Raw genomic sequence first — 25,729 nt, 5'->3', positions numbered from 1 at the left:
GACGCGTCAGTAAAGCGGCCGCTTCTTCGCGGCGCACAGGCGATTGACCGCGGTGATGAGCGTTTCCATGTCGACAGGTTTGCGCAGATAGCCGTCGTAACTGACGAATGCCGGCGGATTCGGATGCCCGGAAATCATCAGAAAGGGAATGTGCGCGAGCGCCGCGTCGTTCTTCATGGTCTGGCACAGCAGCGCGCCGCCCAGGCCCGGCATCATCCAGTCGGACACGACGATATCCACCGCCTGCTCGCCCAGGATCGTTAACGCTCCGTTGCCATCGAACGCGCATAACACGGTGCAATCCTCACCTTGCATGCAGAGGGTCCAGGCTTCGATGGTGGCGGGGTCGTCGTCGACGAGCAGAATAGTCTTCATCTTGCGAACATATTCGGGTGCGATGCATGCATGCGGCGGACGAACCATGAAGAGGCCGGCGGGTTACCGGACGAGCAACCTGTTTGTGACCGCCGCCGCGCGCGTTTGTTGCAGTCACTCCAATCCATTGCCGCCTTTTGTCATAGTATTTCTTTCCCGCGAAATCCGCGCGGTAAATGCTGCCTCAGCAACTTGCGCGCCGACCGCACAGCCGGTCATTTGCGCCCGGCGCGGGAGCGTCCGGCTTCGCGCAACGCATCGACGAGCGTTTCTTCCACCGGCGTGCGCGCCGAATCGTTCCGACGAATCAGGCCGATGGGCTCGTCCGTGCCCGCGAAGGGCATCGGCAGCGCGGTGAGCAAGCCGAGCGCGATGTCCTGCTCGACCGCGCCCGCGGGCACGAACCACACGGCGTCGTTGTTCATCGCGAGCGAGCGACCGAGCGACACCGACAAGGTTTCGACGAGCGCCGTCAGCGCATGCGCGCCGAACGCGGTCAGCACGCTCTCCGCCGACTGCCGGATCAGCGTGCCGAACGGCGGCACGACAATCACGAAGCGCGCGAGCAACGCGGGCGTAAGCGGCGTCTCCAGCGTGAGCGGATGTTCGCGCCGCACGACCACCGCGAGCGGCTCGCGATAAATCTGCTCGAACGAGAGCGCGTGCATCGCCTCGGGCTCCGACAGGCGTCCGACCACGAGATCGACATCGCCCGCCTTCAGCTTTTCGAGCAGCAGCGCGTTCGAATCCGTCCACACCGACAGCGACACCGCCGGCCACTGCTGCCGGAACGATGCCAGCGCGGGCGACAGCAGCACGGGCGCGACCGTCGGCAGGATGCCGACCGCGATCGTCCCCGGGACGTCGCCGCGCTCGCGCAGCAACATGTCGACGCCTTCGCGCAGCGACGCGACGCACGCGCTCGCATGCGGCGCGAACAAACGCCCTTCGCGCGTCGGCACCGCGCCGCGCCGCCCGCGCTCGAACAGCCGCACGCCTAGAATGGATTCGAGCTCGCCGATTGTTTTCGATACCGCGGGCTGCGTGATCGACAAGCTGTCGGCGGCGCGCTGCACGCTGCCAAGCTGCGTGACGGCCAGAAAACACTGCAGATGCCGGAACTTGACGCGGGTGTTGGTGAAGTCGGTATCCATGACGATCCGTTATGCAAGATGGCACAAAACATCATTTTCCATAACTTGCGTCGTTATATAAAGTAGCCGTCAGAAACATCCTAATCAACTTCACAAATACAGGAGACACGTCGACATGACCTCCCCCATCCTCACGCCGCGCGACTGGGAATCCCATCCGCCGTATTTGTCGCCGGGCTACAAGTCGTCGATGCTGCGCAGCCCGGGCCTGCCCCTGATTCCGTTGAAGGAAAACCTGCGCAACCGCCGCGTGCCGGTCTACGGCGCTGAAGATCTGGGCGTGCTCGACGCCGACCTCACCCGCAACGCCGCCAAGAATGGCGAGCCGCTCGGCGAGCGCATCATCGTGACGGGCCGCGTGCTCGACGAAGGCGGCCGTCCGGTGCGCAACACGCTCGTGGAAGTGTGGCAGGCGAATGCCGCGGGCCGTTATGTCCACAAGGCCGATCAGCACGATGCGCCGCTCGACCCGAACTTTCTCGGCGCGGGCCGCTGCCTGACCGATAACGAAGGCCGCTATCGCTTCATGACGATCAAGCCGGGCGCGTATCCGTGGGGCAATCACCCCAACGCCTGGCGTCCGAATCACATCCATTTTTCGCTGTTCGGCGAGTACTTCGGTTCGCGTCTGGTCACGCAGATGTACTTCCCAGGCGATCCGCTGCTCGAACTCGATCCGATCTACCAGGGCATTCCCGAGCATGCGCGGCACCGTCTCGTGTCGCGTTTCTCGATCGATACCACGCAGGAAAACTACGCGCTCGGCTACGAATTCGACATCGTGCTGCGCGGCCCGGACCAGACGCCGACGGAGTGACCCACATGACCAAGCTGAATCAAACCCCTTCGCAGACCGTCGGACCGTACTTCGCCTACGGCCTCGTGCCCGAGCAGTACAACTTCGACCTGAAGAGCCTCTTCACCGCATCGGCGGCGGACCGTGAAGTGCCGGGCGAGCATATCGCCGTCGTCGGCAACGTGTTCGACGCCGAAGGCAAGCCCATCAACGACGCGCTGATCGAAGTCGCTCAGGCCGATGCCAACGGCCGCTACGTGCAGAGCGTGCAGGAAGCGCGCGAGTCGGGCTTTCGCGGCTTTGCCCGCGTGGGCACGGGCACGGATCCGAAGCTGCGCTTTATCGTCGACACGGTGAAGCCCGGCAAGACCGCCGACGATTCCGCGCCGCATCTCGATGTCATCGTGCTGATGCGCGGCATGCTGCTGCATTCGTACACGCGCATCTACTTCGAAGACGAAGCCGAAGCCAACGCGAAAGACGCCGTGCTGCAAAGCGTGCCGGCCGAGCGCCGTCATACGCTGCTCGCGAAGCGCGAAGCGGGCGGATCGGCCAAGCCGGGCGCGTCGGGCACGATCTACCGATTCGACATCCATCTGCGCGGTCCGAACGAGACCGTCTTCTTCGACCTGTAAGCCTCTTGCGGCAGTCGTTTGGCAGTCGTTTGGCAGTCGTTTGAAACGAAGGCGTCCGGCACTGCGTTATAGTGTCGGACGCTTTCTTTTTACCGCTTTACGCCATGTCCGACGCATCAACGCCCAGCCCGCTCTATGCCAAGCTCCTCGGTGAAACCGCCCAGATCGGCTGGCCCGAACTGGAACGCTTCTTCGCGAAGGGCGTGCTCATCTGGGTCAAGGGCGACCTGGATCTCGTGAGTGTTGCGGAAGCCGTCGCCAACGACGACACGCAACAGGTCACCCAATGGCTTTCCGCCGGCCTGATCGAACGCATGCAGGCCGAAACCGCCGCCGATGTCGCCGCGCGCGATCCCGAACTGTGGGCGGTCGTGCTCTCGCCGTGGGTGTGCGTGCAGGAGCGCGGCTGACCGGCCTGCCGCGTGACGCGTGCGGTTCACTGATTCAGCTTGCGCCACAGCGTCGTCTTGCTGATGCCGAGCGCGGCGCATGCTTTCTCGCGATCGCCATCGAATGCGTCGAGCACCGCGCGCACTTCGTCCGCCTGCGTGCGTTTCGCGCGTTCTTTTAGCGTCAAGTCCGCCTGATCGACGGTTTCAGCCGTCACGACTTCCGGGGCGATTTCCTCGAGCAACGCCGGCGTCAGCGGCTCGCCCGGCGCATGCTCCATTTCCACCGCGATCCGCTCGATCACGTTCTGCAATTCGCGCACGTTCCCCGGCCAGCGATACGTCGACAGGCGCGCCAGCACCGGTTCGAGCGATGCCATCGCCGTGTCAGGGTTCGATTTGCGCGCCTGCGCGAGCAAATGCGCGGCGAGCAGCGGAATATCGGCGGCGCGTTCGCGCAAAGGCGGCAGCGCTAGATTCAGGATATTGAGCCGGTAGAACAGATCGGCGCGAAACTCGCCCTTCTCCACGCGCTCGGTCAGCGCGCGATGCGTCGCCGCGACGATGCGCACATCCACTTGCAGCGGCTCCGTTGAACCGAGCCGCACGACTTCGCGTTCCTGCAAGACGCGCAGCAGCCTACTTTGCAGCGGCAGCGGCATTTCGCCGATTTCATCGAGAAACAATGTGCCGCGATGCGCCGTCTCGATCAGCCCCGGCTTGCCGCCGCGCCGCGCGCCCGTGAACGCGCCTTCCTCGTAGCCGAATAACTCGCTTTCCAGAAGCGTCTCCGGAAACGCGCCGCAATTGAGCGCGACGAACGCAAACTCGCGCCGCGCGCTCGCGTTGTGAATGCCCTGCGCCGCGAGTTCCTTGCCGGTGCCGCTCTCGCCGCGAATCAGCACGGTCGCATCCGAGCGCGCATAACGGCGCATGCGCTCGCGCGCCCGTTCGATGGCCGCGCTCTCGCCGAGCAGATCGCCGATCACATAGCGCGCCGAAAGCTGCGTCGCGCGTTGCCGCGTGCGCACGGAGCGGTCCATTCGCTGCAGCGCGACCGATTCCTGAAAGGTGACGATGGCGCCGCCGGCTTCATCGGACCCGTCGCTCCACGCGCTGCGATGCACGACATAGCTCGCGCCGCGCACCGTCTCCAGCGATTCGCCCGGCGCCGACGGCACCGCCGCCGCGACTTCCGGCGCGAGTTCCGCGAGCCGCCGCCCGACCGCCTGCGACGGGCTCAGCCGCAACAGCTGCGCCATCTTGCCGGAGAGCGCTTCGATGCGGCCTTGCGCGTCGAGCGCGATGACGCCGTCGCGCAGATTCTGCAGCACCTGATCGAGACGACGGCGCCTGAGCGTGGCGGCGAGCGTCGCGTGCGCAACGTCGAGCGCCGTGTCGATGGCCGCCTGCACCGATGCGCGCGAGTACAGAAACACCGACTTGAGCCCGGCCGCTTCCGCCAACTCGGTGACGAGCCCGGGGCCGACGATCGCCTTCACGCCGCGATCGCGCAGATCGAGCACGCAGGCTTCGGCGTCCTCGGCGGCGAGATAGGACGCGCTTTCCACCTGCATGCCGAACGCCGCGAAGAAACGCTTCAATTCGGGCGGCGTCTCGCCGTGCGTGACGAGCGCGACCGAGTCCGCTTCGCGTTTCGCGCGCGCGAGTGCGTGCATGACGTCGAAACCGGTCGGCGCGACCAGCACCACCGGCACGCCGGTGCGCGCCTTCAGATAGCTGCCGTTCGATCCCGCCGCGACGATCACGTCGGGCCGGTCCGCGCCTGCGTGCTCGATGTCGTGGACGGCGTCCTCGAAGCCGCGCGCAACGATGCGCAGATCGGCGATCTGGTCGTATTCGGACGCGACATCGCGATAAAGATCGCGCAGTTTGCTGATGCCGATGGCCCAGATGCGCGGCGTGTGAGCAGTTTCCATCAGCGCATGATAGCGCGCTCGCTTTCCAAACTGAAATGCCGATTTCAAATTTGAAACGTGAACGCGGCTTTCCCGGCGGTCGCATCTCAACGCAATCAACGACTTAGCGCCACGTTTGCGAATGGCCCGCAACTTGCCTTTTCTCGCGCACCCAAATGGAGAACGGAACATGAGCCAGTCACCTGCCGCCACGCCCGGCGCGCGTTTTCGCGCCGCCGTCGCCGAGGAAGCGCCGCTGCAAGTCGTCGGCGCGATCACCGCTTACGCCGCGAAGATGGCCGAAGCCGTCGGCTTCAAGGCGCTGTATCTGTCAGGCGGCGGCGTCGCTGCGAACTCGCTCGGCATGCCCGATCTCGGTATCAGCACGATGGAAGACGTGCTAATCGACGCACGCCGCATCACCGACGCGTCGTCGCTGCCGCTGATGGTCGATATCGACACGGGCTGGGGCGGCGCCTTCAACATCGCGCGCACGATCCGCTCGTTCATCAAGGCGGGCGTGGCCGCCGTGCATATCGAGGATCAGGTCGGGCAGAAACGTTGCGGGCACCGGCCGGGCAAGGAAGTCGTGGCGACCGGCGAAATGGTCGATCGCGTGAAAGCCGCCGTGGATGCGCGCACCGACGATTCGTTCGTCATCATGGCGCGCACCGATGCAGCCGGCTCGGAAGGCATCGACGCGGCCATCGAGCGCGCCGTCGCGTATGTGGAAGCGGGCGCGGACATGATCTTCCCCGAAGCCATGAAAACGCTCGACGACTATCGCCGCTTCAAGGCCGCCGTGCGCGTGCCGATTCTCGCGAACCTGACCGAGTTCGGCACGACGCCGTTCTTCACCGTCGACGAACTGAAGGACGCGAACGTCGATATCGCCCTGTACTGCTGCGGCGCCTATCGCGCGATGAACGCCGCCGCGCTCAACTTCTATGAAACCGTGAAGCGCGACGGCACGCAGAAAGCCGCCGTCGAGACGATGCAGACACGCGCCGACCTGTACAAGTATCTCGGCTACCACGCGTACGAAGACAAGCTGGATCAACTCTTTGCCGCGCAGAAACAACCCTTGTGAAGGAGACGATTCGATGAGTGAAGCAGACAACAGCACCGCGTCGAGCGGCGCATTCAAGCCGAAAAAATCCGTCGCGCTGTCGGGCGTGACGGCGGGCAACACCGCGCTGTGCACCGTCGGTCGCACCGGCAACGATCTGCACTATCGCGGCTACGACATTCTCGATGTCGCGACCACTTCCGAGTTCGAGGAAATCGCGTATCTGCTCGTGCACGGCAAGCTGCCGAACGCGGCCGAACTGAGGGCGTACAAGACCAAGCTCAAGGCGTTGCGCGGCTTGCCCGCGAACCTGAAGGCGGCGCTCGAATGGATTCCCGCGTCTGCCCATCCGATGGATGTCATGCGCACCGGCGTCTCCGTGCTCGGCACGATCCTGCCCGAGAAGGACGATCACAACGTGCCGGGCGCGAAGGACATCGCCGACAAGCTGATGGCCTCGCTCGGCTCGATGCTGCTCTACTGGTACCACTACTCGCACAACGGAAAGCGCATCGAAGTCGAAACCGATGACGATTCCATCGGCGGACATTTCCTGCATCTGCTGCATGGCGTGGCGCCCTCGAAATCGTGGGTCGATGCAATGCATGTGTCGCTCAATCTGTACGCCGAGCACGAGTTCAACGCGTCGACGTTCACGGCGCGCGTGGTCGCGGGCACGGGTTCGGACATGTACTCGGCGATCACCGGCGCAATCGGCGCGTTGCGTGGCCCCAAGCATGGCGGCGCGAACGAAGTCGCGTTCGAGATTCAGTCGCGCTATCAGACGCCCGACGAAGCCGAAGCGGACATCAAGCGGCGCGTCGAGAACAAGGAAGTGGTGATCGGCTTCGGCCATCCGGTGTACACGATCGCCGATCCGCGCAACAAGGTCATCAAGGAAGTCGCGAAGAAACTCTCGAAGGAAGCGGGCGATACCAAGCTTTTCGGCATCGCGGAACGGCTGGAAACGGTGATGTGGGACGCCAAGAAGATGTTCCCGAATCTCGACTGGTTCAGCGCCGTTTCGTATCACATGATGGGCGTGCCCACGGCCATGTTCACGCCGCTGTTCGTGATCGCGCGCACGTCGGGGTGGAGCGCGCACATCATCGAGCAACGCATCGACAACAAGATCATCCGGCCGAGTGCGAATTACACCGGACCGGAGAATTTGAAATTCGAGCCGCTCGACGCGCGCGTCTGATCACTTACCTTTTCGTATTCGCTCCGGCCTCGCACGCGGCCGGAGTTCTTCATTCAAAGACCTATTATGAGCAGCCACATCTCCAACGTCCGGCCCGATCCGGACAAGGTACTCGTCGATATAGTCGACTACGTTCTCAACTATCGGGTCGACAGCACGCTTGCGCTTGAAACAGCGCGCAACTGCCTGATCGACACGCTCGGTTGCGGACTCGAAGCCCTCTCGTACCCGGCCTGCACCAAGCTGATGGGACCGATCGTGCCCGGCACGATCGTCCCCAACGGCGCCAAGGTGCCGGGCACCCAGTTTCAGCTCGACCCGGTTCAGGCCGCCTTCAACATCGGCGCGATGATCCGCTGGCTCGACTTCAACGACACCTGGCTCGCCGCCGAATGGGGCCATCCGTCGGACAATCTGGGCGGCATTCTCGCCACCGCCGACTGGCTCTCGCGTAACGCGATCGCCTCGGGCAAGAAAGCCCTCACGATGAAAGACGTCCTGATCGCGATGATCAAGGCGCACGAAATTCAAGGCTGCATCGCGCTGGAGAACTCCTTCAACAAGGTCGGCCTCGATCACGTTTTGCTCGTGAAGCTGGCGTCGACGGCGGTTGTCGGGCAGATGATCGGACTCACGCGCGATGAGCTCATCAACGCGGTCTCGCTCGCTTTCGTCGATGGCCACTCGCTGCGCACGTATCGTCACGCGCCGAATACGGGCTCGCGCAAGTCGTGGGCCGCAGGCGATGCGACTTCTCGCGCCGTGCGTCTCGCGCTGATCGCGAAGACCGGCGAAATGGGCTATCCGTCTGTTTTGACCGCTAAAACATGGGGCTTTTACGACGTGCTCTTCAAGGGCAACGAATTCAAGTTCCAGCGTCCGTACGGTTCGTACGTGATGGAGAACGTGCTCTTCAAGATCTCATTCCCCGCCGAATTCCACTCGCAAACCGCAGTCGAAGCCGCGATGACTTTGCACGGCAAGCTGAAGGCAGCGGGCAAATCGGTTGAAGACATCAAGAAGATCACGATTCGCACGCACGAAGCGGCGATTCGCATCATCGACAAGAAGGGGCCGCTGAACAATCCCGCGGACCGCGATCACTGCATTCAGTACATGATCGCCGTGCCGCTGATTCATGGCCGTCTTACCGCCGCAGATTACGAAGATTCGATCGCGCAAGATCCGCGCATCGACGTGTTGCGCGCGAAGATGGAATGCGTGGAAGACCCGCAATACACGAAGGATTATCACGACCCGGAAAAGCGCTCGATTGCAAACGCGCTCACCGTCGAATTCAACGACGGCTCGACGCTCGATGAAATCGCAGTCGAGTATCCGATCGGTCACAAGCGTCGTCGCGCGGACGGCATTCCGCTGCTCGTCGAGAAGTTCAGGACGAACCTGGCGCGCCGTTTCCCGCAGAAGCAACAGCAGGCGATCCTCGCGGTATCGCTCGATCAGGCACAGCTCGAAGCAATGCCGGTCAATGAATACGTCGATTTGTACGTGATCTGACGCGCGCAAGAGGGAGCATCGTCCGATGCTCCCTCGCGCATGCGTCGATTAATCGCGCACCCAATCCGCCCACAGCACGACGAGAATCGTCATCAGTGCCGGGCCGATGAACAGCCCGATCAGCCCGAACGTCTCCGCGCCGCCGAGAATCCCGAACAACACGAGCAGGAACGGCAACCGCGCCGAGCCGCCGATCAGCACCGGCCGCACTAAGTGCTCGGCGATGAACACCACGATCAAGCCGAATGCGGCGACACCGGCCGCCGAGATCATCGAGCCTTGCGCGAGCAGCCAGAGCGCCGAGCCGAGAAACACGATCGGCGCGCAGAACGGCAACATGGCCGCCACCGCCGTCAGCATGCCGAGCAAAGTCGCGTGCGGCACGCCGGTCACCGCGTAAGCGATCCCCAGCAGCGCCCCCTCGCCCAAGCCGACGACGACGAGTCCCACCACCGTGCTGCGCACCGATGCCGCCATGCGCCGCACGAGCGCCGCGCCATCCGCGCCGAACGCGCGGCGCGAGCCCGCCAGCAATTGCTCGCCGAGGCGCGACCCCGCCTGAAACACGAAGAACAGCGTCATCAGCATGAAGCCGAAAATAAAGACGCCATGCACGACGCGCCCGCCGAAATGACGCGTCATGGCCACGACGGTCGCGCTGTGCAGGTTCTTGACCGCCGGCGACGATTCGAGCGGCGTCGCAAGATTCGCCTGCCACCATTTCGCGACCTGCTGCGAACCCATCGGAATATGTTCGATGAATCCGGGCAGCGGAATGCCGGTACGCAACACGTCCTGAAAATAGCGGATCATGTCGTGCGCTTCGTTGATGGTCTGCGCCGCGACGATAAAAAACGGCACCACGAACAGCAGGCCAATGGCCGCTGTCAGCAGAATCGCAAGTGCGAGGTGGCTATGTTTGAACAACGGCCGGCGTTCGAGCCAGCCGAGCGCGGGCCACAACGCGATCGCGATCACGCTCGCCCACACGACCGCCGGAATAAACGTGCGCGCCGTATAGAGCGCGATCAGCACGAGCACCGTATAGAGCGCCGCCGACGCCGCGCGCTGCATTTTGCGCTTGCGATCTGACAAGTCCGGTGTGTCGTTGCGCGGTTGAATCTGCATAGGATGCGTGAGCCTTGTAATGAGCACGTAAAGCGAAATCGGAAACGTTCGCCCGCATTGTAATCACGCAGGAACCGTTCCACTCATCCGTTTTCCGAATCCGCGCAGGTTCGGAATGTTCTTTACAAAGACACAGTTTGCGCTCCCTATAATCGAAGCTCGATATCGATGCAGGGAATTCTGGAATGGCGGTATATGTCTCACGGACCGCAGTCGCAGCATGCGCGACGGTAGCGTTCCTCGCCGGATGTTCGACGGGCCTCGACCGGGCAAAGGAAGACAAGCTCAACGCGCAGTACGGCATCACGACATTGCCGGTCAAAGGCGGCGTCGAGATCCGGCTGCCCGAAGCCCCGCTTTTCGATACGGACGAGTCGAAAATTCGCGCGGGCCAGTCGCCGATGCTCGACCGCGTCGCGCAAGTGCTCAAGCGCAGCATGCGGCCGGTGCTGATCGAAGGCCATACCGATAACGAAGGCTCGCTCGGCTATAACCGCAAGCTGTCGGAAGCGCGCGCGGAATCCGTCGCGCAGGCGTTGGTCACGCGCGGCGTGCCGGCCGAGCGCATCAAGATCCGGGGCATGGCCTGGCTGCGGCCGATTGCCGGCAACGAAACCGCGCCGGGACGCGCACAGAACCGGCGCGTGGAAATTCTCGTGCGTGCCGAGAGCGAAACGACGCTGCTCGGCACGCCGCCGAAAGCCGGCCGCTAGGTTGCCGGGCCGCTAAGCCACTAAGTCGCTAGGCCGCCGGCGCGGTCTCCAGCACGAGCAACTGCGAGCCGTCCGCGACCTGATCGCCCACCGCGAACAGAATCTCGCCGATCTTGCCGGTGGACGGAGCCAGTATCGTGTGCTCCATCTTCATGGCTTCCATCACCATGAGCGGCGCGCCCTTCTCTACCGTCGCGCCCGTTTCCACGAGCACCGCGATCACCTTGCCCGGCATCGGCGCGGTGAGACGCCCTTCGTGCTCGGCGTCGCCCGCGTGGGCCATCAGGTTCTGCCACTCGAACTGCAACGCGGCGCCTTCGTGGAAGACGTGGAAGACGTCGCCATCGGTGAAGACGTGGCCTTTGATGAGCGCATCGTCGAGTTGCACGGCGAACGATGTCGCGCCGCTATGCGACCAGTCGAACCGCGCGCTCTCGCCGTTCAGTTGCAGGCGCTTGTCGTGATCTTTGGTGAACACGACCTTCAGCGTTTCGTCGGTATCCAGCGCGCGCCAGTTCAGGTCCTGACTGTAGCCGCCCGCCATGCGCCAGTGCGACAGCGCATCCCACGGCGAGTGACCGTGCGCTTCGCCGCCCTCGCGCGTGAGCAACGCGGCGCACGCCAGCGCGAGCGCCTTCTTGCGCGATACGCCCGAGGGCGCGAACAGCACATCGTGATGACGTTCGATCAGGCCCGTGTCGAGATCGCCCGCACTGAACGGCTCGCTCTTCACGATGCGTTGCAGGAACTCGACGTTCGTCGACAGCCCGACGATCTCGCACTCCGCCAGCGCGCGCGCCATGCGTGCGAGCGCATCGCGACGGTCGCGGCCATGCACGATCAGCTTCGCGATCATCGGGTCGTAGAACGGCGTGATCGCGTCGCCCTGACGCACGCCGCTGTCCACGCGCACGTCGCCGTCGAGCGAAAACTCGACCGCGTGCGGCATGCGCAGATGCTTGAGCGTGCCCGTCGACGGCAGGAAACCGCGCGACGGATTTTCGGCATAGATGCGCGCCTCGATCGCGTGGCCGTGCACCTTCAGCTCGTCCTGCGTGAGCGGCAGCGGCTCGCCCGCCGCCACGCGCAACTGCCATTCGACGAGATCGAGGCCCGTGACCATCTCCGTCACCGGATGCTCGACCTGCAGACGCGTGTTCATCTCCATGAAGTAGAACTGGCCGTCCTGCGTCATGATGAACTCGACCGTGCCCGCGCCCACGTAGTTCACCGCGCGCGCCGCCGCCACCGCGGCTTCGCCCATCGCGCGACGGGTGTCGTCGGCAAGGCCCGGCGCGGGCGCCTCTTCAAGTACCTTCTGATGACGGCGCTGCACGGAACAGTCGCGATCGAACAGATAGACCGCGTTGCCGTGTTTGTCGGCGAAAACCTGCACTTCGACGTGGCGCGGCCGCTGCAAATACTTCTCGATCAGCACGCGATCGTTGCCGAAGCTCGACGCCGCCTCGCGCTTGCACGACGCCAGCGCCGCCGCGAAATCCTCGCTCTTCTCGACGACGCGCATGCCCTTGCCGCCACCGCCCGCGCTCGCCTTGAGCAGCACCGGATAACCGATGCGGTCCGCTTCGCGCTGCAGCAGATCGGCGTTTTGATCGTCGCCGTGATAGCCCGGCACGAGCGGCACGGAAGCGTTCTGCATCAAGGCCTTCGCGGCGGCTTTCGAACCCATCGCGCGGATGGCGTCGACCGGCGGCCCGATGAACACGATGCCCGCCTTCTCGCACGCGTTCGCGAATTCCTCGTTCTCCGACAAAAAGCCGTAGCCCGGATGAACCGCCTGCGCGCCGGTCTTCAGCGCCGCCTCGACGATGCGCCCGATGCGCAAATAGCTCTCCGCCGCCGCCGAGCCGCCGACGTGCACCGCTTCGTCGCAGACATCGACGTGCTTGGCCTTCGCATCGGCGTCGGAATAGACGGCGACGCTGCCAACGTTTAAACGCTTCGCGGTCGCCGCCACGCGGCAAGCAATCTCGCCGCGGTTTGCAATCAGTATTTTGTTGAACATGGCATTGATCCGTGGGTCACATGCGGAACACGCCGAAGCGCGTGTCTTCGATGGGCGCGTTCATCGTCGCGGCAAGGCCCAGGCCGAGCACGTCGCGCGTCTGCGCGGGGTCGATCACGCCGTCGTCCCACAGGCGCGCGCTCGCATAGTACGGATGCCCTTGCGCCTCGTATTGATCGCGGATCGGCGCCTTGAACGCTTCCTCTTCTTCCTTCGACCACGCGCCGCCCTTCTTCTCGATGCCGTCGCGCCGCACCGTCGCGAGCACGGAGGCGGCCTGCTCGCCGCCCATCACCGAGATGCGCGCGTTCGGCCACATCCACAGAAAACGCGGCGAATACGCGCGGCCGCACATGCCGTAATTGCCCGCGCCGAACGAACCGCCGATGATCACCGTGAACTTCGGCACTTTTGCGGTGGCGACGGCAGTCACCATCTTCGCGCCGTTACGCGCGATGCCTTCGTTCTCGTACTTGCGCCCGACCATGAAGCCCGTGATGTTCTGCAGGAACACGAGCGGAATCTTGCGTTGCGCGCACAGTTCGATGAAGTGCGCGCCCTTCAGTGCCGACTCGGAAAACAGAATGCCGTTGTTCGCGACGATGCCGACCGGATGCCCCCAGATATGCGCGAAGCCGCAGACGAGCGTGGTGCCGTAGCGCGCCTTGAATTCATCGAAGGCGGAGTCGTCGACGATGCGCGCGATCACTTCGCGCACGTCGAAGGGCTTGCGCGTATCGACGGGAATCACGCCGTAGACGCTCTGCGGATCATGGCGCGGCGGCAGCGGCTCTTTCAATGCGAGCGGCGGCGCTTTCACGCGATTCAAATTGCCGACGATGCTGCGCGCGATGCCGAGCGCGTGGGCGTCGTTCTGCGCGAGATGATCGACGACGCCGGACAGACGCGTATGCACGTCGCCGCCGCCCAAGTCTTCGGCGCTGACTTCTTCGCCCGTCGCGGCTTTCACGAGCGGCGGGCCGCCCAGAAAGATCGTGCCTTGATTCTTCACGATGATCGATTCGTCGCTCATCGCGGGCACGTATGCGCCGCCGGCGGTGCACGAACCCATCACGACGGCAATCTGCGCAATGCCCTGCGCCGACATGTTCGCCTGGTTGTAGAAGATGCGGCCGAAGTGGTCGCGGTCGGGAAACACATCGTCCTGATTAGGCAGATTGGCGCCGCCGGAATCGACGAGATACACGCACGGCAACCGGTTCTGCTCCGCAATTTCCTGCGCGCGCAAATGCTTCTTCACGGTGACGGGATAGTACGTGCCGCCCTTCACGGTGGCGTCATTGCAGACGATCACGCACTCCTGCCCCGCAATGCGCCCGATGCCGGTGATGATGCCCGCGCCCGGCGCGTCGTCGTTGTACATGCCGTAGGCGGCCAGTTGCGACAGTTCGAGAAACGGCGTGCCCGGATCGAGCAATTGCGCAATACGATCGCGCGGCAGCAGCTTGTTGCGCGACACGTGACGATCGCGCGCGGCCTGACCGCCGCCTTCCGCGATCTTCGCGATCTTTTCTTTCAGGTCCGCGACGAGCGCCTCGAGCGCGTGCGCGTTGGTGCGGAATTCTTCGCTACGCGGGTTCAGTTTCGATTCGATGATCGCCATGACGTGCGCCCTCACGCCGTCTCGGCGAACAGTTCGCGGCCGATCAGCATGCGGCGGATTTCGCTCGTGCCCGCGCCGATTTCATAGAGCTTCGCATCGCGCCACAGACGGCCGACCGGATACTCGTTGATATAGCCGTTGCCGCCGAGAATCTGAATGGCTTCGCCGGCCATCCACGTGGCTTTTTCGGCGGTGTAGAGAATGACGCCCGCGCAGTCCTTGCGCACTTGACGCACGTGGCCCGTGCCGAGCGTGTCGAGCTGGCGGCCGACCGCGTACAGATACGCGCGGCATGCTTGCAACGTCGAGTACATGTCGGCGACCTTGCCCTGAATGAGCTGGAATTCGCCGATGGCCTGGCCGAACTGCTTGCGATCGTGGATATACGGCACGACCGAATCCATGCACGCGAGCATGATGCCGGTCGGGCCGCCCGCGAGCACGGCGCGTTCGTAATCGAGGCCGCTCATCAGCACTTTGGTGCCGCCGTTCAGCGCGCCGAGGATGTTTTCTTTCGGCACCTCGACGTTCTCGAACACGAGTTCGCCCGTATGCGAGCCGCGCATGCCGAGCTTGTCGAGCTTCTGCGCGACGGAAAAGCCCTTCATGCCCTTCTCGACGATGAACGCCGTAATGCCGCGCGGACCCGCTTCGATATCCGTCTTCGCGTAGACGACGAGCGTGTCGCAGTCCGGCCCGTTGGTGATCCACATCTTCGTGCCGTTGAGCACGTAATGGTCGCCCTTTTCGACGGCGCGCAGCTTCATGCTGACGACGTCCGAGCCTGCGTTCGGCTCGCTCATCGCCAGTGCGCCGATGTGCTCGCCGGACACGAGCTTCGGCAAATACTTCTGCTTCTGCGCTTCCGTGCCGTTGCGATGAATCTGGTTCACGCACAGATTCGAATGCGCGCCATACGACAGACCGACCGACGCCGACGCCCGCGAAATCTCCTCCATCGCGACCATATGCGCGGTGTAGCCCATGTTCGCGCCGCCGTACTCTTCGGACACCGTCATGCCGAGCACGCCCAAGTCGCCGAGCTTCTTCCACAGGTCCATCGGGAACTGGTCGGTGTGGTCGATTTCGGCCGCGCGCGGGGCGATTTCCTTCGACGAGAAATTGGCGAGCGTATCGCGCAACATGTCGATGTCTTCGCCCAACGCGAAATTCAGGCCGGGTAGGTTGCTCATGGGTTGTCTCCTCGAGAATGCGATGTTTTCGGCAGGCCCTGAAATTTGAGTCTTGCTCACACCGGGCCTAAATCCACGGAATGGGGCAATTTCACGCTCAAATCGGCTAGCCGTCAATAGGTTTTTGAGCTACGCTCACATTTATCCGCACGCTCATCGCCACTTTTCCGACAATGTCGACGCAAACCACCGCCACCGGCCGCCGCGCGCCCGCCGGAGTCAAATCGCAGCAGCGCGTGAAGGACATTCTGCAGGCGGGGCGCGACGTCTTCGCCGAAAAAGGCTACGACGCCGCAACGAGCGCCGAGATCGCGCAGCGGGCGGGCATCTCGGAAGCAACGGTTTTCAGCTATTTCAGCGGCAAGCGCGAACTGTGCGCGCGCGTGATCGCCGACTGGTACGACGAAATCATCAATGCCTTCGAAACCGGCCTGCCGCGCGACGGCTCGGTGCGCCAGCAGTTCGCGTTCATCGTGCGTACGCATTTGCGGCTGATGCTGATGAACGGCACGGGTCTCTGTGCGCTGGTGCTGTCGGAAGGCCGCACGAAGCAGCACGATCTGTCGGACACGCTCACGGAATTGCAGCGCCGCTACACCGCGCCGCTCATGGACGTGCTCGCGCGCGGCCAGGCGCTCGGTCACGTGCGCGGCGACGTGCCGCTGCGCCTGTTGCGCTCGCTCGTCTTCGGGCCGATGGAACACGTACTGTGGGACGCGACGCTTGCGAAGCGCCGCCTGAGTCAGACTCAGATCGAGACGACCGCGAACGAACTGGTGGAAGTGTTGTGGACGGCACTACAGCCGCCGAACGTGCAATTGGCGGCGCTCGCGCAATTCCGGCAGGAAGTCGAGGAAGCCTCGCGCCGCTTCGACGAGGCATCGAAACCCGCGGATTGAAACAGCGTCACTTCTTGATGAAGCGCAGCGCGAAACGCGCGAGCCTGGGCACGGTGGTCGGGCGCAACAGGCGCGCATCGTAACCGCCCATGCGGCGGTCGTTTTCGACGAGACACATCTCGATCAGCGCACGCGCTGACACGCTGCCCGAAAGCGAGTCGCCGACATTCGCGGGGAAATTCGCGTCCTGCGCCGCGCCGCTCTTGTCGAAGCCGCGCGCAAGCGAGATTCGATCGCGGATCAGCGAGAACCAGACGCTCGCGGTCTTCGCCAGAAACCACGGCTTGCGATACCACGGCAGGCTGCGCCGGTACCACGCCACCCAGTTCGCAAAAAAGAGAATGTGGCGCGCTTCTTCCTGAATGACCGGTTCGAAGGTCTCGACGAGCGCTTCGGGGAAATAACCGGACTGGCGCGCGGCTTCGAAGAGACCGAACGCGAAGAAACTGTCGATGCATTCGCTGTAACCCGTCAGCATCCACGCGCGCAGCGGGTCGGCGGGCGCCGGATACGGCGGCTCGGGCGCAAGCTCAATGCCGTACGCCTCGACGAGCTTCGACAGCACCAGCTTGTGGCGCGCCTCCTCGCCGCCGTTCATGCGGATGGCTTCGCGCAGTTGCGCGTCTTCCACGATGCCCGCGTAAGTCGCGACGCGAATCGACGCACGCCCTTCCGTCTGCACGGCGATATCCCAGATCGGCAGCGAGGTCACGCGCTTCAGCGCGGCGGGTTCGAGCTTCGGCCAGTCGATAACGGCCGGTTTGTACGGATTGTGCGTCGTCAGCAGCATCTCGCAGAACATGCGCTTGTGCAGATCGGACCCGATCGGAATCTTGCCCGTCGACCGGTACGTCCAGTTGCGCATCGCATGATCTGCTTCCAGTGGGTTGATCGTTTCGGACATATGCGAATATCGGCCACGATTTGGGTACGTCCTGCGGATTTTGGCATACAGGACGCAAACACGCAGCAACTGGCACCTTTCACGCGGCCCGACGCGTCAATGCGAGATCTTCTCCAGCGCGAGGTCGCGCGTTTTCGGCCCCATGATCCCGATGGCCGCCATCACGATCAACATGGCCGACGCGATGAACACGAACACGCCCGTCGTACCGAAGCCCTTTAGGACGCCCGCGATGATGAAGGACGTGAAAATCGCCGAGAAGCGGCTCCACGAATAGACGAAGCCGACCGCGCGCGCCCGGATGCTCGTCGGGAACAACTCGGTCTGATACGCGTGGTAGCTGTACGACATGATGTTGCTGGAGAGCGTGAGCCCGACGCCCATCGCGATCAGAAACGCCGCGTTGCCCGACTGGCTGAACAGCAGCCCGCACACGATATTGAGCGCCGCCATCGCGACGATGGCCGTCTTGCGCTCGATGCGATCGGCGATAGCGAGTCCGATGATCGGCCCGATGGGCGCGGCAATCGCGATGATCCCGGAATACATCAGGCTCGACGTCACCGTGATGCCCTGCTTGACGAGCAGCGTCGGCACCCAGTTCGCGAAGCCGTAAAAGCCGACGGTCTGGAACACGTTGAAGATGATCATCATCGTGGCGCGGCCGCCGTAGGGCGGCTTCCACATGTCGGCGAAGGCGCCGCGCGCGTCCGTTGTATCGACGGCGGGTTCGGGCGGCGGAAGCGGCTTGCCGTATTCGCGCGCGACTTTCTCTTCGAGCGCGCACATCACGCGGTCGGCTTCAGCGAGACGGCCCTTCTGCGCGAGCCAGCGCGGGCTTTCCGGCAGCGTGCGGCGAATCCACCAGACGAACAGCGCCCCGTGCGCGCCGATCACGACGACCCAGCGCCAGCCGTCGATGCCGAACGGCGCGCGCGGCACGAGCCAATACGCAAGAAACGCAACGACCGGCACGGCCATGAAGCCGACCGCCTGCTCGCAGGCAAACGCGCGCCCGCGAATGTGCTTCGGCGCTAGTTCTGAGATGTAAGTGCCGATCGTCACCAGTTCCACGCCGATGCCCACGCCCGCGGCGAAGCGCCAGACGTTCAGGCCCGTCGCCGTGTCCTGGAAGGCCATGATGAGGTTCGCGCCGGTGTACCACAGCAGCGACCAGGTGAAGATCGCGCGGCGTCCGAAGCGGTCGGCGAGAAAACCGCACGCAATCGTGCCGATAAACAAGCCCGCAAACAGCGACGCGATGAAACTCGCGACGCCCGTCATGCCGAAAAAGCCGCTCGTGGTCGGCGTGAGGATGCCGCTTCGGACCAGACCCGGCGCGACGTAGCCCGAATAGAGCAGATCGTAGAGTTCGAAAAAGAATCCGAGGCTCAGGAGCACGATGAGCATCCAGACGGAGCGCGTGGCGGGCAAGCGATCGAGCCGCGCAGAAATGCCGCCGGCAGTAACGGGATGCGCCTGGGCGTACGGCGTCTGGGATGTGGCCATCGGGGTGTCTCCTCTTCGGGCATTGCGCGCAGGACGGCGCGAACGAGGGACAAATTTTAACCGGACGGATAACGCCCGATGCCCGATGCCTCAGATCGGCTTGATCCCGTTCATCAGCAACGCGACGACGTGCCGCGCAAGTTGCTCCGTGCCCACCGCCCGCTCGCCTTCCCCGCGCCAGCGCGAAGTGGCGAGCGGAAACACCGTCAGCCCGAACAGCGACAAGAACACGAGCGACGGCTCCAGCGCCGGATTCAGCTTGCCTTCTTTCTGCCACTGGGCAATGCGCTCGACCGCGCGGTCCTTGTGCTCGGCCCCGAAGCGCGCGGCCATGCGCTGGCGCAGCAGACCGCCTTCGCTGATCACCTCGCGCACCCAGAGCGCCGCGAACCACGGATGCTTATCGACTGTCGCCACGAGCGTCTCGACGAACGCCCGCAAGGTTTCGACCGGCGCCGAATCCGGATCGTTGAATACGCGCCCGAGTTCTGCGCGCAGCGGCACGAAACGCTCGTCGATCAGCATGTCGAGCAGCTGGTCGCGGGTCTTGAAATAGTAGTGAACCATGGCCGGCGTGACGCCGGCCTCGCGCGCGATTGCGCCGAGCGTTGTCTCGCCGATGCCCTGCCGCGCGAACAATTCCAGCGCGATATCGAGCAAACGCGTGCGCGCCTGCTCGCCGTGCGCGCCGCTCGGCCGGCCGGGCTTTCGCGGCGGCGCAGGACTGCCGGACGCCTGCGCGCCCGCTTCGGCTGATTGTTTTGTCATTTCGCAAATTGACGGATCGTCGGTCAACGGCTATATTAACTTACCCGTTAATTAATTTCAATCCGGTTGAATCCACACCGGATCGAAAACGCACATGGCAACACAGCCCGCAACACAACCGCATACAGACAACATGACTTCCTTGAACCAAACCGCCGTCGCGGGCTCGCATCCGCCTGACGAAACCGGCCTCGCCACGAAGCCGCCTGTCGGGCTGCTGTTCGCGGCGCTTCTGCTCGTCATGCTGCTCGGCGCGCTCGACCAGACCATCGTGTCGACGGCGCTGCCGACCATCGTCGGCGATCTCGGCGGGCTCGACAACCTGTCGTGGGTCGTTACGTCGTATCTGCTCAGTTCGACGATCGTCGTGCCGCTTTACGGCAAATTCGGCGATCAGTTCGGCCGCAAGGTCGTGCTGCAAGCGTCGATCCTGATTTTCCTCGCCGGCTCGATTCTCTGCGGCATCGCGCAGAACATGACGCAGCTGATCGCGTTGCGCGCCTTGCAGGGCCTGGGCGGCGGCGGACTGATGGTGGTCACGATGGCCGCCATCGCCGACGTCATCCCGCCCGCCGAGCGCGGCCGCTTTCAGGGCCTTTTCGGCGGCGTGTACGGGCTCGCGACTGTCGTCGGGCCGCTAGTCGGCGGCTTTCTCGTCGAGCATCTGTCGTGGCGCTGGATCTTCTACATCAACCTGCCGCTCGGCGTGATCGCGCTCGCGGTCATCCAGCTCGTGTTCAAGCCGCACACCGCGCACGTCAACCATCGCGTCGACTATATGGGCGCCGGCTTTCTCGCGGCGGCGCTCACCTGCATCATCCTGTTCACGAGCGAAGGCGGCACGCTCCTGCCGTGGACCTCGCCGCAGCTCTGGTGCACGCTCGCGCTCGGGCTTATCTGCCTGGGCGGCTTCGTCTACGAAGAGCGGCTCGCCGCCGAACCGATCATGCCGCTGTCGCTCTTCAAGGAGCGCACTTTCGTGCTGGCGGGGCTGATCGGCTTTATCGTCGGCTGCGCAATGTTCGGCGCGGTCACGTTCCTGCCGCTCTATTTGCAGGTCGTGAAGGGCTCGACGCCGTCGCAAGCCGGCCTGCAGATCACGCCGATGATGGGCGGCGTGCTGCTCTCGTCGATTGTGAGCGGACGCGTGATCAGCCGGATCGGCAAGTATCGCTTCTTTCCGATCGCGGGCACGGCGCTCGTCAGCACGGCGCTGCTGCTGCTCTCCACGCTGCGCCTCGACACGCCGCTCTGGACCATGAACCTCTACATGGCGCTCCTGGGCTGCGGGCTCGGCATGGTGATGCAGGTGCTGGTGCTCGCGGTGCAGAACGTCGTCGAATTCCGGATGATGGGCGTGGCCACCTCCAGCGCGACGCTGTTTCGTTCGATCGGCGGCTCGGTCGGCGTGGCGGCGTTCGGCGCGATCTTCAGCAACAGTCTGCGCGGGCGGCTGGAAGCGCTCGTGCCGGCGGGCACGGAACTGCCGCAATCGCTCGGTCCGCAGGCGGTCGCGCATCTGCCTGCCGCGCTGCGCGACGACTATCTGCACGCCTTCGCGAGTTCGATGCACACGGTTTATCTCGTCGCCGCGTGCGTCGCGCTGCTCGCGTTCGCGCTGTCGTGGTTTCTGAAGGATCATCCGCTCCGGAAACGGTGAGCCTCGAACCTTACGCGAAGGAAAGCTCTAAACCCTCCGCTATCGGGGCTTTCACTAGGTCCCCAACATTTTTGGCTTGGTAACCTTCTGCCGATTCTGAGCGGACACGATCCGCGGAATAATATGTTCCGGCGCCCAACGAAGCGCCGGACGCCCGGATCCGAGACCTACCGGGCTGAACTGACCATCCTCTGGAGTTAAAACAGTGAAGAAACTGCTCGCGGCACTGACGATGTCCCTTCTCGCCGCCACGTCGCTCACCGCCGTCACGTCCGCGCAGGCGAAGGACTATTCGACGATCCGTTTCGGCGTCGATGCAAGCTATCCCCCGTTCGAATCGAAAGGTTCCGACGGCAAGCTGGTCGGTTTCGACATCGATCTCGGCAACGAGATCTGCTCGCGCCTGAAAGCCAAGTGCGTGTGGGTGGAGAACGATTTCGACGGCATGATCCCCGCGCTCAAGGCGAAGAAGTTCGACGGCGTGCTCTCGTCGATGTCCATGACGCCGCAACGCGCCGAGCAAATCGCCTTCTCGAGCAAGCTCTTCAACACGCCGACGCGCCTCGTCGCGAAAAAGGGCAGCAACATTCTGCCGACGGCTGACAGCCTGAAGGGCAAGAACGTTGGCGTCGAACAAGGCACGATCCAGGAAACCTACGCGAAAACCTACTGGGCGCCGAAGGGCGTGACGGTCACGCCGTACCAGAATCAGGATCAGGTGTACGCCGATCTGACCTCGGGCCGCCTCGACGCAGCGCTGCAAGACGCCGTGCAAGCCGAAATCGGCTTCCTGAAGACGCCGCGCGGCAACGGTTTCGACTTCGCGGGCAAGGATATCGTCGATCCGAAGATCCTCGGCAACGGCGCGGGCATCGGTCTGCGCAAGGAAGACACGGATCTCAAGACGCAGATCGACAAGGCGATCGCCGACATCATCAAGGACGGCACCTACAAGAAGCTCGAGAAGAAGTATTTCGACTTCGACGTGTACGGCAGCTAAGCCGCACGCTCAACGCCTGACAGGCTGAAAAGCCGGCAAAACGGGCTCCGCGCTTCAAGGCGCGGAGCCCGTTTCCTTTTTGCGGCCCGTTTGCGGCCCGTCTGCGGCGCCGATTTCGGCTAAGATCGAACGTCCCGGACCATTCAAGACGACGCCTGCGGAAGGAGACACCGCGGCGTCCGGCAATTTCCAGAGGCAAGACCCGCGCATTCGCGTGCGCGCGACCAACATGCAAACCAAAACCCATCCCCTGATCTCGCCGACGCTCGGCACTTCCCGCACCATCACGAGCTTTCACTACGGCCCCGGCGGCGGCCAGAAAATCTATATCCAGTCCTCGTTGCATGCGGACGAACTGCCCGGCATGCTCGTCGCGTGGCGTCTGCGCCGCCATCTCGCCGAATTCGAGGCTGCGGGCAAGCTGCGCGGCGAAGTGGTGATCGTGCCGGTGCCGAATCCGATCGGCCTGAACCAGTTCCTGCACGGCCAGTTGATGGGCCGCTTCGAGACCAACAGCGGCCACAACTTCAACCGCAATTTCCACGATCTCGCCGCGCTGGTCGCGCCGCGCATCGAAGCGCGCCTCGGCGCGGATGCCGAGGCGAACAAGCTCGCCGTGCGCGCCGCGATGAAAGAGGCGCTCGACGAGCAAACGCCGCACACCGAGCTCGAATCGCAACGCCTCGCGCTTCAGAAGCTGTCCTTCGATGCCGATGTCGTGCTCGACCTGCACTGCGATCTCGACGCCGCGCTGCATCTCTACACGAATCCGGATATTTGGGACGAAGTCGAGCCGCTCGCGCGCTATCTCGACGCGAAAGCGTCGTTGCTCGCGCTGAATTCGGTCGGCAATCCGTTCGACGAGATTCACAGCTTCTGCTGGTCGGACCTGCGCCAGCGTTATGGCGAGCGTTTCCCGATTCCGAACGCCGGCATTTCGGTGACGGTGGAATTGCGCAGCCAGCATGACGTGTCGTATGAACTCGCCGAGAAAGACGCGCAAGGCATCGTCAATTATCTGATTCAGCGCGGCGTAATCGATGCGCCCGTGCCCGAACAGCCGCCGCTCGCGTTTCCGGCCACGCCGCTCGCGGGTGCAGAGCCGATCGTCGCGCCGGTGTCGGGCGTGCTCGTGTTCCGCGCGCAAGTGGGCGCGTTCATTGAGGCCGGCGAGCCGATCGCGGACGTCGTCGATCCGCTCACCGACACCGTCACCACGCTCAAATGCACGACCTCGGGCGTGATGTACGCGCGGCACATCATGCGTTTCGCGTCGGCGGGGCTCGAAGTCGCGCGCATCGCGGGCGCGAAGGCGTATCGCACGGGATCGCTGCTCTCGGCCTGAGCACGCTGGCCTTCCGTTCGGCCTGGCGGCGGGCTCGTCGATTTCGCCGCCCGCCGAATGATCCGGTGATGACGATAACCGCCGTCGCGCCGCCTCAGAACGGCGCGAGGCCGCATTGCGCGGCCACGACACGCCATGTCCCGCCAATGTCGCCCCAGGTTCGCGTGTAGCGCAGGCTGCCCGCGAACGGCGCACCCGCGAACGTCCCCGAAAGCGCCACGCGCGTGACGGTCACCGCGAAGGCGCCGTACACCCGCACGCTCTGCTCTTCGACATCGATCTTCTCGATGCGCTGCATGCCGTAGCGATGCCCGTTCAGATCGTCCGCTTTCGTCCAGACCTTGCCGGTCGCATCGACGAAACTCAGGTCGTCGGCGAGCAGCGCGTCCAGCGCCGCCACGTCCGACTTCAACATCGCCTGCTTCAGGCGCTCTTCCAGTGCGCGGATTCCGGTCTCGTCCATGATTTCGCTTGCTTCCTGTCGGGTCTTCTGTGGAACCGCAAGGATACCGGCGCATCGCCGCGCATGCCCGCCCGCGTTCCGCCAGCCCCGTTGTAGCCGCGACACACCGCAAGCGCGCTGAAAGCGCTGTCATATTTCTTTCTTCGGCGAACGCTACATTTGCGCCCGTCGCCGCCACGCGCCGTCAGAGCGCGACGCCTCGCAGACATCGTCATCACCACACCGCGAATCAACCACGGAGCTTGTTTTGAAGAAGAACATCTTGGCGACCGCCGCGCTCGCCGCATTTGCCGCCACCGCCGCCACGTCCGCGCACGCACAAAGCAGCGTCACCTTGTACGGCATCATCGACGCGGGTATCAGCTACGTCAACAACGCCGCCCGCACCGGTGGCAGCGATTCGCTCGTCAAGTACGACGACGGCGTCGCGCAAGGCAGCCGCTGGGGCCTCAAAGGCTCGGAAGACCTGGGCGGCGGCCTGAAGGCGATCTTCACGTTGGAGAACGGCTTCAACAGCGGCACCGGCACGCTCGGTCAGGGCGGCGCGGAATTCGGCCGTCAGGCATATGTCGGTATCGCGAAGAACGACGTCGGCTCGCTCACGTTCGGCCGTCAATACTCGTTCTCGACCGACTACCTCGGCGGCAACTACTCGATCGGCGGCCAGACCGTCGCGGGCAACTATGCTTACCACATCAACGACGTCGATCAGTTGACGTCGAGCCGCATCAACAACGCGGTCAAGTTCAGCAGCGCGAGCTTCTACGGCGTGACGTTCGGTGCGATGTACGGCTTCTCGAATCAGGCCGGCGCATTCGCGGGCGCACCGAACACGACCGTCGGCACGACGACCGTCGCCGGTTCGTCGCGTGCCTACAGCTTCGGTTTGAACTACAAGGCGGGTCCGTTCGGCATCGGCGCGGCGTACACCGACATCCACTATCCGGGCGCGGCGACGCCGGCGTTCAGCACGAACCTCGCGAACATCGCGACCGGCGGCACGAAGGACTTGCGCACGTTCGGTATCGGCGCGAACTACGCGTTCGGCGCCGCGACGGTCTTCGGCCTCTGGACCAACACGCGCTTCGAGCCGATCACCGGCGCGAGCTCCAAGCTCAACGCGTTCGATATCGGCGGCAAGTACAACTTCACCTCGGCGCTGACGGCCGGTCTCGGTTACACGTACATGGACCTGACCGACAACTTCAAGGGCCACTGGCACCAGGTCGACGCGAGCGTGGACTACGCGCTTTCGAAGCGCACCGATGTCTACGCGCTCGCGATCTACCAGAAGGCTTCGGGCTCGAACAACGGCGTCGAGAATCAGGCGCAGATCGGTTCGGCGACGAGCTATTTCGGCAGCTCGGGCCTGGGCGAGAACAATCAGCTCGCGTTCCGCGTCGGCATTCGTCACAAGTTCTGATCGCGTTACATCCGC

The 25,729-nt window shown here is 63.9% G+C and carries 23 protein-coding genes; 12 read left to right on the top strand and 11 right to left on the bottom strand.

What is annotated here, in order from left to right:
• Positions 1–6: 6 nt before the first annotated feature.
• The gene (locus tag BRPE64_RS15805; protein ID WP_044042684.1) at positions 7–375 is read right to left on the bottom strand and encodes a response regulator transcription factor; all 369 of its coding nucleotides are present in this window, start codon (positions 373–375) and stop codon (positions 7–9) included.
• 215 nt (positions 376–590) lie between these two features.
• Complete coding sequence (gene pcaQ, locus BRPE64_RS15800; protein WP_016354461.1) at positions 591–1,529, bottom strand: pca operon transcription factor PcaQ; 939 nt, start codon at positions 1,527–1,529, stop codon at positions 591–593.
• Between the two features lie 115 nt (positions 1,530–1,644).
• On the opposite strand from pcaQ, the gene pcaH reads away from it, so the two are divergent.
• From pcaH to BRPE64_RS15785, 3 genes are all read left to right on the top strand, one after another.
• A complete protein-coding gene (gene pcaH, locus BRPE64_RS15795; RefSeq protein WP_016354460.1) occupies positions 1,645–2,346 on the top strand; it encodes a protocatechuate 3,4-dioxygenase subunit beta in 702 nt (233 codons plus the stop codon).
• 5 nt (positions 2,347–2,351) lie between these two features.
• Positions 2,352–2,960 carry a protocatechuate 3,4-dioxygenase subunit alpha gene (gene pcaG / locus BRPE64_RS15790; RefSeq protein WP_016354459.1) on the top strand — a complete coding sequence of 203 codons (609 nt, stop codon included), beginning with the start codon at positions 2,352–2,354 and terminating at the stop codon, positions 2,958–2,960.
• Positions 2,961–3,064: 104 nt separating this feature from the next.
• Positions 3,065–3,370, top strand: coding sequence for a DUF2288 domain-containing protein (locus BRPE64_RS15785; RefSeq protein WP_016354458.1), 306 nt, complete (start codon positions 3,065–3,067; stop codon positions 3,368–3,370).
• A gap of 26 nt (positions 3,371–3,396) precedes the next feature.
• Here the strand turns inward: BRPE64_RS15785 and prpR are convergent, their stop codons facing one another.
• The gene (prpR, locus tag BRPE64_RS15780) at positions 3,397–5,289 is read right to left on the bottom strand and encodes a propionate catabolism operon regulatory protein PrpR (RefSeq protein WP_016354457.1); all 1,893 of its coding nucleotides are present in this window, start codon (positions 5,287–5,289) and stop codon (positions 3,397–3,399) included.
• A 169-nt stretch (positions 5,290–5,458) separates the two neighbouring features.
• Between prpR and prpB the strand changes: the two genes are divergently transcribed.
• From prpB to BRPE64_RS15765, 3 genes are all read left to right on the top strand, one after another.
• Positions 5,459–6,358 carry a methylisocitrate lyase gene (prpB, locus tag BRPE64_RS15775; RefSeq protein WP_016354456.1) on the top strand — a complete coding sequence of 300 codons (900 nt, stop codon included), beginning with the start codon at positions 5,459–5,461 and terminating at the stop codon, positions 6,356–6,358.
• Positions 6,359–6,371: 13 nt separating this feature from the next.
• Positions 6,372–7,541, top strand: coding sequence for a bifunctional 2-methylcitrate synthase/citrate synthase (gene prpC / locus BRPE64_RS15770; protein ID WP_016354455.1), 1,170 nt, complete (start codon positions 6,372–6,374; stop codon positions 7,539–7,541).
• Between the two features lie 66 nt (positions 7,542–7,607).
• Complete coding sequence (locus BRPE64_RS15765) at positions 7,608–9,059, top strand: bifunctional 2-methylcitrate dehydratase/aconitate hydratase (protein WP_016354454.1); 1,452 nt, start codon at positions 7,608–7,610, stop codon at positions 9,057–9,059.
• A gap of 48 nt (positions 9,060–9,107) precedes the next feature.
• Here the strand turns inward: BRPE64_RS15765 and BRPE64_RS15760 are convergent, their stop codons facing one another.
• Positions 9,108–10,187: an AI-2E family transporter gene (locus tag BRPE64_RS15760; RefSeq protein ID WP_016354453.1), complete on the bottom strand. Its 1,080-nt coding sequence runs from the start codon at positions 10,185–10,187 to the stop codon at positions 9,108–9,110.
• A 185-nt stretch (positions 10,188–10,372) separates the two neighbouring features.
• Between BRPE64_RS15760 and BRPE64_RS15755 the strand changes: the two genes are divergently transcribed.
• Entirely contained in the window at positions 10,373–10,900 is a 528-nt protein-coding gene (locus BRPE64_RS15755) for an OmpA family protein (protein ID WP_016354452.1), read from the top strand.
• Between the two features lie 28 nt (positions 10,901–10,928).
• Here the strand turns inward: BRPE64_RS15755 and BRPE64_RS15750 are convergent, their stop codons facing one another.
• The 3 genes from BRPE64_RS15750 to BRPE64_RS15740 are packed head-to-tail and all read right to left on the bottom strand — an operon-like array spanning position 10,929 to position 15,743.
• Positions 10,929–12,926, bottom strand: coding sequence for an acetyl/propionyl/methylcrotonyl-CoA carboxylase subunit alpha (locus BRPE64_RS15750; RefSeq protein ID WP_016354451.1), 1,998 nt, complete (start codon positions 12,924–12,926; stop codon positions 10,929–10,931).
• 16 nt (positions 12,927–12,942) lie between these two features.
• Positions 12,943–14,550 (bottom strand): carboxyl transferase domain-containing protein, encoded by a 1,608-nt coding sequence (locus BRPE64_RS15745; RefSeq protein ID WP_016354450.1) that lies wholly within the window; start codon positions 14,548–14,550, stop codon positions 12,943–12,945.
• 11 nt (positions 14,551–14,561) lie between these two features.
• Positions 14,562–15,743 (bottom strand): isovaleryl-CoA dehydrogenase, encoded by a 1,182-nt coding sequence (locus BRPE64_RS15740; RefSeq protein ID WP_016354449.1) that lies wholly within the window; start codon positions 15,741–15,743, stop codon positions 14,562–14,564.
• Between the two features lie 173 nt (positions 15,744–15,916).
• On the opposite strand from BRPE64_RS15740, the gene BRPE64_RS15735 reads away from it, so the two are divergent.
• Positions 15,917–16,642, top strand: coding sequence for a TetR/AcrR family transcriptional regulator (locus BRPE64_RS15735; protein WP_016354448.1), 726 nt, complete (start codon positions 15,917–15,919; stop codon positions 16,640–16,642).
• 7 nt (positions 16,643–16,649) lie between these two features.
• Here the strand turns inward: BRPE64_RS15735 and BRPE64_RS15730 are convergent, their stop codons facing one another.
• From BRPE64_RS15730 to BRPE64_RS15720, 3 genes are all read right to left on the bottom strand, one after another.
• A complete protein-coding gene (locus BRPE64_RS15730; RefSeq protein ID WP_016354447.1) occupies positions 16,650–17,546 on the bottom strand; it encodes a hypothetical protein in 897 nt (298 codons plus the stop codon).
• Positions 17,547–17,642: 96 nt separating this feature from the next.
• Positions 17,643–19,055 carry an MFS transporter gene (locus tag BRPE64_RS15725; RefSeq protein WP_016354446.1) on the bottom strand — a complete coding sequence of 471 codons (1,413 nt, stop codon included), beginning with the start codon at positions 19,053–19,055 and terminating at the stop codon, positions 17,643–17,645.
• 90 nt (positions 19,056–19,145) lie between these two features.
• The gene (locus BRPE64_RS15720; RefSeq protein WP_051180491.1) at positions 19,146–19,823 is read right to left on the bottom strand and encodes a TetR/AcrR family transcriptional regulator; all 678 of its coding nucleotides are present in this window, start codon (positions 19,821–19,823) and stop codon (positions 19,146–19,148) included.
• 133 nt (positions 19,824–19,956) lie between these two features.
• Between BRPE64_RS15720 and BRPE64_RS15715 the strand changes: the two genes are divergently transcribed.
• The 3 genes from BRPE64_RS15715 to BRPE64_RS15705 all read left to right on the top strand — a co-directional run bounded on the left by BRPE64_RS15715 (position 19,957) and on the right by BRPE64_RS15705 (position 23,828).
• Positions 19,957–21,483: an MDR family MFS transporter gene (locus BRPE64_RS15715; RefSeq protein WP_016354444.1), complete on the top strand. Its 1,527-nt coding sequence runs from the start codon at positions 19,957–19,959 to the stop codon at positions 21,481–21,483.
• 205 nt (positions 21,484–21,688) lie between these two features.
• Entirely contained in the window at positions 21,689–22,483 is a 795-nt protein-coding gene (locus tag BRPE64_RS15710) for an ABC transporter substrate-binding protein (protein WP_016354442.1), read from the top strand.
• A gap of 229 nt (positions 22,484–22,712) precedes the next feature.
• Positions 22,713–23,828, top strand: coding sequence for a succinylglutamate desuccinylase/aspartoacylase family protein (locus BRPE64_RS15705; RefSeq protein WP_044042682.1), 1,116 nt, complete (start codon positions 22,713–22,715; stop codon positions 23,826–23,828).
• A 94-nt stretch (positions 23,829–23,922) separates the two neighbouring features.
• Here the strand turns inward: BRPE64_RS15705 and BRPE64_RS15700 are convergent, their stop codons facing one another.
• Complete coding sequence (locus BRPE64_RS15700) at positions 23,923–24,291, bottom strand: nuclear transport factor 2 family protein (protein ID WP_016354440.1); 369 nt, start codon at positions 24,289–24,291, stop codon at positions 23,923–23,925.
• Positions 24,292–24,538: 247 nt separating this feature from the next.
• Between BRPE64_RS15700 and BRPE64_RS15695 the strand changes: the two genes are divergently transcribed.
• Positions 24,539–25,714 (top strand): porin, encoded by a 1,176-nt coding sequence (locus BRPE64_RS15695; RefSeq protein ID WP_016354439.1) that lies wholly within the window; start codon positions 24,539–24,541, stop codon positions 25,712–25,714.
• The last annotated feature ends 15 nt before the right edge of the window (positions 25,715–25,729 follow it).

It is taken from the genome of Caballeronia insecticola, assembly GCF_000402035.1.
Lineage (GTDB): Bacteria > Pseudomonadota > Gammaproteobacteria > Burkholderiales > Burkholderiaceae > Caballeronia > Caballeronia insecticola.
Note: the sequence above shows the minus strand (reverse complement) of the source record. Positions and strands in the feature narration are given on the sequence as shown.